This is a genomic window from Tolypothrix sp. VBCCA 56010, assembly GCF_050875635.1.
In the GTDB taxonomy this organism is placed as follows: domain Bacteria; phylum Cyanobacteriota; class Cyanobacteriia; order Cyanobacteriales; family Nostocaceae; genus Hassallia.
On the sequence record NZ_JBPAOH010000257.1, the window covers coordinates 1 to 6,089 of the forward strand.

The window sequence follows — 6,089 nt, forward strand, 5'->3', positions numbered from 1 at the left end:
TGGGAGAAATCAAATCAGAAGCGGCAATTCCCGGTTTAATTAAACTTCTCGAAGATGAAGATTCATCTGTACGTGATAGTGCCGCATCTGCATTGGTAAAAATTAAATTAGAAGCGGCAATTCCCGGTTTAATTAAACTTCTCGAACATCAAGATTCATCTGTACGTTATCGTGCCGGATATGCACTGGGAGAAATCAAATCAGAAGCGGCAATTCCCGGTTTAATTAAACTTCTCGAAGATGAAGATTCATCTGTACGTGATAGTGCCGCATCTGCATTGGTAAAAATCAAATTAGAAGCGGCAATTCCCGGTTTAATTAAACTTCTCGAACATCAAGATTCATCTGTAGGTTATAATGCCGGATATGCACTGGAAAAAATCAAATCAGAAGCGGCAATTCCCGGTTTAATTAAACTTATCGAACATCAAAATTCATTTGTACGTTATCGTGCCGTATCTGCACTGGAAAAAATCAAATCAGAAGCGGCAATTCCCGGTTTAATTAAAATTCTCGAACATCAAGATTCATTTGTACGTGAGCGTGCCGCATCTGCACTGGGAGAAATCAAATCAGAAGCGGCAATTCCCGGTTTAATTAAACTTCTCGAACATCAAGATTCATTTGTACGTGAGTGTGCCGCATCTGCACTGGGAGAAATCAAATCAGAAGCGGCAATTCCCGGTTTAATTAAACTTCTCGAACATCAAGATTCATCTGTACGTGAGCGTGCCGCATCTGCACTGGGAAAAATCAAATCAGAAGCGGCAATTCCCGGTTTAATTAAACTTCTCGAACATCAAGATTCATCTGTACGTTATCGTGCCGCATCTGCACTGGGAGAAATCAAATCAGAAGCGGCAATTCCCGGTTTAATTAAACTTCTCGAACATCAAGATTCATCTGTACGTGAGCGTGCCGCATTTGCACTGGAAAAAATCAAATCAGAAGCGGCAATTCCCAGTTTAATTAAACTTCTTGAAGATGAAGATTCATTTGTACGTGAGCGTGCCGCATCTGCACTGAGAGAAATCAAATCAGAAGCGGCAATTCCCGGTTTAATTAAACTTATCGAAGATGAAGATTCGTCTGTAGGTGATAATGCCGGATATGCACTGGGAGAAATCAAATCAGAAGCGGCAATTCCCGGTTTAATTAAACTTCTCGAACATCAAGATTCATTTGTACGTTATCGTGCCGGATATGCACTGGGAAAAATCAAATCAGAAGCGGCAATTCCCGGTTTAATTAAACTTCTCGAACATCAAGATTCATCTGTAGGTGATAATGCCGCATCTGCACTGGGAGAAATCAAATCAGAAGCGGCAATTCCCGGTTTAATTAAAATTCTCGAACATCAAGATTCATCTGTACGTGAGCGTGCCGCATTTGCACTGGGAGAAATCAAATCAGAAGCGGCAATTCCCGGTTTAATTAAACTTATCGAACATCAAGATTCATCTGTACGTTATCGTGCCACATTTGCATTGGGAGAAATCAAATCAGAAGCGGCAATTCCCGGTTTAATTAAACTTCTCGAACATCAAGATTCATCTGTAGGTGATCGTGCCGCATCTGCACTGGGAAAAATCAAATCAGAAGCAACGATCATTAGTTTAGTTAAAATTTTAAATAATCAAAAGTTTCTCCATGCTAATAACGGCGAAAATTCCTTAAATGCTCTAAACGCACTCGAAGAAATCCAAGAACACCTTAAATACTACAAACCCGCACCCACCAGCACCATGTCCAACATCCTATCTCACAACTATGCCCTACTCATCGGTGTAGGGGAATGCGAAGAACCAAAATTATCCTTACCCGTCACAGTTAAAGACATTCAAGCCCTAAAAACTCTCCTCACTGACCAGAATTTATGCGGCTATATTGATAATGACGAACATCTACGTTTACTCTGCAATACAACCGCAACCAGTGAAAATATTTTAGATAATTTAAACTGGCTCAAACAGCAAGCCGAAAAAGACCCAGAAGCGACTATATTTATTTATTATTCCGGTCATGGTTGCTTGGATGAATCTGGAGATTACTATCTTATCCCTCACGAAACAGACCGCGTAGATATTCCCAACACTGCCTTACCCGCAACCAAATTCAACGCTGCATTGCAACAAATTCCCGCGCAAAGATTGCTGGTAATTATCGATAGCTGTCACGCTCAAGGAATGGCATCATCGAAAGAACAAGCAAACCGTCCTCCTCTACCCAAGGGTTTTACGCAAACCGCTTTACCCAAAAATATCATCGATACCCTCACAAAAGATATAAACAAACAAAGTACGGGAAAAGTAGTTTTCACCTCCTCCACGGGAAACCAATTATCGTGGGTACGTCCAGATGGAAAAATGAGCGTCTACACCTACCATCTCCTCGAAGCATTGCAAGGTGCTGCTAACCAAGCAGGGGATAAAGTAGTCCGGGTTTCCCATTTAATGAATTATCTGGGGAAAACCGTTCCCCAAAGCGCACGAGATTTATGTAAAGCCGAACAAACGCCATTTTTTGACTTTGCAACAGAAGATTTTGCGATCGCATTACTACAAGGTGGCAAAGGATTAGCAACCGAAGGATGGGATAAACAGCAAGCAGAGGAAAAGATTCGCGGGATTAGCAATCAAGTTAATAACGGTGTGGGAAATTTAGGCGATCGCAATATTGGGATTAATATCGGGACTGCGGGAGATGTCACGTTTGGTAATTTATCTTCCGGTAGTTGAGTATAAAAAATTAAAGTAGAAGTTTATCGCAAAGATACTCAACGAAATTGGTCAGTGCAAATTTTAGTTAAAAACGATAACTTAGAATTAAATTCGGTAGGGTTAACCCTAACAATGGCAGATATTTACGAAGACGTGCTAACAGTATAAGGTTAAAAAATCATGCAACCAGCTTTACGTATCACAACCAAAGTTTTACCAGGAAACAAAATAGAAATTGAAATTCCCGAAGCTCAAATTGGCGATAGTGTAGATGTATTTGTGGTTTTACCAGAAAAAGTAGAGCCGAAAAAACGTTCTGTAATGGAGATACTAGAAGAAGTTCACGCTAAACTTCCTCCTAAAAGTGCCGAAGAAATAGACAGGCAACTGCGAGAGGAACGGGAATCATGGGACAGCTAGTATTGCCTTCTTCGGGCAGAATCTACATAGACACACCAGTAGCAATTTATAGTGTTGAGTGGAATCCTAATTATTATTCACTGCTAGAATCCTTATGGTTAAAACTTCAAGCAGGAGAAATCGAAGTTGTTAGTAGTGAGCTAATTTTAATGGAGACTTTAGTACTTCCTTTAAAAAACTCTGATACATTTCTGCTTAATGCTTACGAACAATTGTTATTGTCCGGAGGAATGCGACTAATTCCTATTAGTCAATTAATTCTACGACAAGCTGCAAATCTTCGGGCTACAACTAATCTCAAAACACCAGATGCTATCCATGCAGCGACAGCTTTATCTTTTAGCTGTAACCAATTTCTTACTAACGATAAAGGCTTTGGGAATGTTTCCAGTTTACCTGTTGTTATCCTTAGCGAAATATTAGCATCTTGAACTTAGATATGGTGCGTTACTACGTTAACGCACCCTAATGATTAGTTTTATGGTTGTGCGATCGCACTCACATCCTCATCAATCAACGAATTAAGCAAAGTCCACAATTGCAAGTCTGCAAAATCAGAAATCGCCATAAATGCACCAATTTCTTGCAATACTTGCGCGTCGTGGGTGGAGGTGATACCGATGGTGCGTAAACCTGCACTAACAGCAGAACGAATACCTGAGGGAGAATCTTCGAGTGCGATCGCATCCGCTGCTTGTATCCCCAAATTATTCATTGCAACTAGATAAGGTGCAGGATCGGGTTTACCTGTTATATCTTCTCCTGCAATCACCACTGTATGAAAAGCTTCTTTAATTCCTAAAACTTCTAGCATAAATTCTACATTTAATCTAGGGGCATTAGTTACCAAAGCTCGTTTTAATTGATGTGTCTTTGTCCATTCTATAAGTTGAGAAAATCCGGCTAGCGCTTGCAAATCTGCGGCAAATTCGCGAAAAAGCGCTTCTTTTTCTTCGGCAAGTTTTACCACCTCTTCTAGTAATAATTGTGGCAGGATGTCTTTGATAATTGCTGGGTTAAGCCGTCCACTCATTCTTGATTTGTATAAGTTTTCGTCAATTTCCATGCTGTAATTTTTAAGCATTTCCCGCCACGCTATGTAGTGGATAGGGTCAGTATTAACAATAGTTCCGTCTAGGTCAAAGAGAATTGCAGTCAGCATGGTGTTTTGCTTTAATGTAAAATATTGTAAAGTTGATGTAGATAGTTTACATTGTTGTTTTGTTCTTGTTAACAGGATAAAAAAAGTATAATTAACCTGCTAATTTGTGCAATTTATAATTAATAGCGTTTATTAGGACAATTTTGACCAAAATCCTTGTAATCTAATGTTATCCGCTACAAAATTTTTTCGCGTCGATGATCTGATGGTGCAGATTTACAATTCTGAAACCGAAATGGCTCAGGATGCAGCAGAAATCGCCCAAAAGTATTTACAAGACATTTTAACTTCAAGAGATTCTGCGACTATATTATTAGCGACTGGTAACTCTCAACTGAAATTTTTGGATGCTTTGATAAAGTTAGGTGGTGTAGATTGGTCGCGAGTGACGATGTTTCATCTAGATGAATATTTAGGAATTGCTGCTGACCATGCTGCGAGTTTTCGACGCTATTTGCAAGAGCGTGTCCAGAAACAAGTACAGCCTAAGCAATTTCATTATATAGAAGGTGATGCATTACAACCTTTGGCAGAGTGCGATCGCTACACCAATTTACTCAAAGCACAACCAATTGATTTATGCTGTCTCGGTATTGGCGAAAACGGACACATCGCTTTTAACGATCCATCTGTAGCAAATTTCCACGATTCATATACCGTGAAATTGGTAAAACTCGATATAGTCAACCGTCAGCAACAAGTCAACACTGGTTATTTTCCTCATCTGGAAAACGTACCCCAGTATGCTTTTACCCTCACTATTCCGATGATTTGCTCTGCTAAAAAAATTATCTGCCTTGCACCTGAAAAACGTAAAGCTAAGGTAGTAAAGCAGATGTTGCAGGGGTCAATTAGCATTGACTGTCCCGCTTCAATATTACGTCAACAACCGCAGGCGACGTTATTTTTAGATGTGAATTCTGGTTCAGCATTTTTAGAGTCAGAAGTCAATAACAACGGTGTGGGGTATGGGGTGTAGGTTTCGGGTAATTGGGGGAACGCAAGTACCCACCACCAATTAAAGACCACCAAAATCGTAGATTTTGGGGGAACGCAAGTACCCCTATTGGTTTAGGGGCAGGGTGTACAAAAATACAATCTTCTCTTCCCTCCCCCCACACCCCACACCCTGCACCCTACACCCTAGTTTTGGTCACAAGCTAGAAGTTATAAGACTTCCTACTTGTGACTTGTGAATTAATATTTTGAGCGAGAAGTTGTGACTTCATTCGGATCGCGGTAAACTTTAGGTTCTTCGCGTTTACGAGCCAAACCTGCTAAACCAGCAAGACCAAGCAATCCTAGCCAACCCCAATTAGAATGGCGAGTGCGTCTTACTTGAGTGGAAGTCGTGGTAGTAGTATTTGTACCAGTATCCGTTGTGCCACTGCCTGTAGTGTCGGTTGTACCAGTACCCGTTGTACCACTGCCTGTAGTGTCGGTTGTACCAGTACCTGTTGTGCCTGTACCCGTGCTATCTGTTCCCGTAGTGCCAGATGTGCCTGTACCCGGAATGCCACCTGTACCCGTGCCAGTACCAGTACCAGTGCCAGTGCCAGTTCCAGTAGTGTCTGTACCTGTACCAGTTGCACCAGTACCAGTACCAGTGCCAGTGCCAGTGCCAGTTCCAGTTCCATAAGTACCTGTACCTGTACCAGTTGCACCTGTGCCAGTTCCATAAGTGCCTGTACCTGTACCAGTTGCACCTGTGCCAGTTCCATAAGTGCCTGTACCTGTACCTGTACCAGTTGCACCTGTGCCAGTTCCATAAGTGCCTGTACCTGTAC

General features: G+C 41.3%; 6 protein-coding genes and 1 pseudogene. 5 read left to right on the forward strand and 2 right to left on the reverse strand.

The features are described from left to right. The 4 genes and pseudogenes from AABK37_RS39730 to AABK37_RS39745 all read left to right on the forward strand — a co-directional run. Nucleotides 1–2,738, forward strand: a 2,738-nt coding sequence (locus tag AABK37_RS39730; protein ID WP_432556894.1) for a HEAT repeat domain-containing protein, incomplete at its 5' end; no start/stop codon positions are given. Nucleotides 2,739–2,744: 6 nt separating this feature from the next. Next, nucleotides 2,745–2,888 (forward strand): annotated as a pseudogene (locus AABK37_RS39735) (Uma2 family endonuclease); the annotation flags it as partial. Between the two features lie 12 nt (nt 2,889–2,900). After that, a complete protein-coding gene (locus tag AABK37_RS39740; protein ID WP_432556895.1) occupies nt 2,901–3,140 on the forward strand; it encodes a hypothetical protein in 240 nt (79 codons plus the stop codon). After that, nucleotides 3,128–3,571 (forward strand): type II toxin-antitoxin system VapC family toxin, encoded by a 444-nt coding sequence (locus tag AABK37_RS39745; RefSeq protein ID WP_432556896.1) that lies wholly within the window; start codon nt 3,128–3,130, stop codon nt 3,569–3,571. The genes AABK37_RS39740 and AABK37_RS39745 overlap by 13 nt, the downstream gene beginning before the upstream one ends. Nucleotides 3,572–3,618: 47 nt before the next feature. On the opposite strand, the gene AABK37_RS39750 is transcribed toward AABK37_RS39745, so the two are convergent. Beyond that, nucleotides 3,619–4,302, reverse strand: a complete 684-nt coding sequence (locus AABK37_RS39750) for an HAD family hydrolase (RefSeq protein WP_432556897.1) — start codon at nt 4,300–4,302, stop codon at nt 3,619–3,621. 166 nt (nt 4,303–4,468) lie between these two features. Between AABK37_RS39750 and AABK37_RS39755 the strand changes: the two genes are divergently transcribed. Next, nucleotides 4,469–5,281, forward strand: a complete 813-nt coding sequence (locus tag AABK37_RS39755; protein WP_432556898.1) for a glucosamine-6-phosphate deaminase — start codon at nt 4,469–4,471, stop codon at nt 5,279–5,281. 218 nt (nt 5,282–5,499) lie between these two features. Here the strand turns inward: AABK37_RS39755 and AABK37_RS39760 are convergent. Continuing rightward, the coding region (locus AABK37_RS39760) for a WGxxGxxG-CTERM domain-containing protein (RefSeq protein ID WP_432556899.1) at nt 5,500–6,089 on the reverse strand (590 nt) is incomplete at its 5' end.